Source organism: uncultured Campylobacter sp., from assembly GCF_938045405.1.
GTDB lineage: Bacteria > Campylobacterota > Campylobacteria > Campylobacterales > Campylobacteraceae > Campylobacter_B.
This window is the reverse complement of the sequence record NZ_CALIMW010000033.1, coordinates 1-1859: the sequence shown is the minus strand read 5'-3', so window position 1 is coordinate 1859 and position 1859 is coordinate 1. Positions and strand designations below refer to the sequence as shown.

The window sequence follows — 1859 nt, the reverse complement described above, 5'->3', positions numbered from 1 at the left end:
AGGAATTTGAGCGCAATCTACAAAAGGTCCTAACTTTAGAAAAGCTCGGCAAAGCACTAAAAATAACGCCTAGCCCTAAGATCGTAGAAGTATTTGCAGCATCACAGCTGATGCAAGATAAAGTATCGGCCGAGATTATCTACGCAGACACTAACGTTACGTTTAACGACGACGAGCTAAAGAAATTTTGGGAAGGCGAGAAATCGCACTTTATGACCGAGAAAAAATATAATCTAGGGGCCTATTTCGTGGCGCCTAGTAAAGCCGACGTGAATGAGACGGAACTAAGTAAATTTTATGAAGAGCACAGAGGCGAGTATAGAAGCCTGGATGATAAATTATTGGATTTTGCAGAAGCCAAACCTAATGTCTTAAAAGATTACCGAATGGATCAGGCTAAAAAAATTGCAAAAAAAGATTTTCCAGATATTAAAAAAGGCAAAATCGATACTAATGAAACCATAGTTGCTACGGCTAGCAATTTTCCAATATCTGAGATTGAGGTGGCAAAGCCAGGAGATGTCATCAAGCCTTTCGAGTACAAAGGCGGATATCTGATTGCTAAACTGAACGGCGTAGAGCAGCCTAGGCAGATGAGCTTTGAAGAGGCTAAGTCTTTAGCTTCTAAAGAATTTGAAACGAAAAAACGTAAAGAGCTACTTGAAAAAAGAGCTCAAGATGCGCTTAAAAATTTCAAAGGCGAAGATTTCGGCACCTTATCTCTAAATAGTAAAAACAACACCAAGCTAAGCGATGACGAATTTTATAAATTTCTTATTGATATGTTTAATAGGCCTGCCAAAGAAGGGATAGTGATGTTTGGTAATAAAGCCGTAGTGTATAAAATTTCACAGCAGAGCCTAGGTAGCAGCGAAGAGATAGATAAAGAAAAAGCGATCGTAGCCGATAGGATAACCGCGTTATTAAATTCCAATCTACAAGACGATCTAACCAAAATGCTAGAAAAGCGCTATAAAACCGAAAGATATTTTAAAGGTAAAGACAGTGAGTGAGTATATTTTAGGTCTAGATATAGGCTCAACTAAAATTCGCGCGATAATCGCTAAAAATGATGGCATTTTTACGGTCTTAGGCGTTGGCGGAGCCGATACTTTAGGTATCAAAAAGGGCGTTATAACAAACATAGAGCAAGCCGCAGGCTCAATAAAGCAGGCGGTAAAAGCGGCTGTAAAAGGAGCTGGCAGAAGCTACGATAAAGCCATTATATCTATCTCGGGCTCATATGCCAAAAGCGTTAAATCTCGCGGTGTCATAACCATGGAAAATGAGATCGGGTTGGATGAAATAAAGCGTGCCATGCAGGTTGCCGAAGCTCAGGCTAACGTGCCTAGCGATAGCGTGATTTTACATGTGCTTCCGTATGATTTTAGGGTTGATGAGCAGGAACACATCGAAGATCCGCTCGGTATGAGCGGCACGCGCCTAGAGGTATCTACGCATATCGTCATCGCTCCCGAAAGCTCAATTAAAAATTTGAAAAAATCCGTAGAGATGGCGGGCGTAAAGGTAGATAACATCGTCCTTTCAGGCTACGCATCATCTATATCTACGCTTAGCAAAGATGAAAAAGAGCTAGGCGTCGTGCTGATTGATATGGGCGGCGCTACGTGTGATATAGTCATCCACCTGGGGAATTCCTTGCGTTATAACGATGTTGTGATGTTTGGCTCCAATAACGTTACTAACGATCTATCGCGCGCACTACATACGCCGCTTCCGTATGCGGAAAACATAAAGATCACCTATAACGATCTGATTAATCAAGGCAATAGCGAAGTCGAGCTGCCTGCTTTAGGAGATAGCGAGTCGGAAAACCACATAATAAGCCTTGAGATCAT

The 1859-nt window shown here is 41.6% G+C and carries 2 protein-coding genes; both read left to right on the top strand.

The annotated features are described in order from the left end of the window. Positions 1-1013: peptidylprolyl isomerase (locus Q0140_RS01220; RefSeq protein WP_297960795.1), on the top strand; the 1013-nt coding region annotated here is incomplete at its 5' end. Further along, positions 1006-1859: cell division protein FtsA (gene ftsA, locus Q0140_RS01215; RefSeq protein ID WP_297960792.1), on the top strand; the 854-nt coding region annotated here is incomplete at its 3' end. The genes Q0140_RS01220 and ftsA, both read left to right, overlap by 8 nt.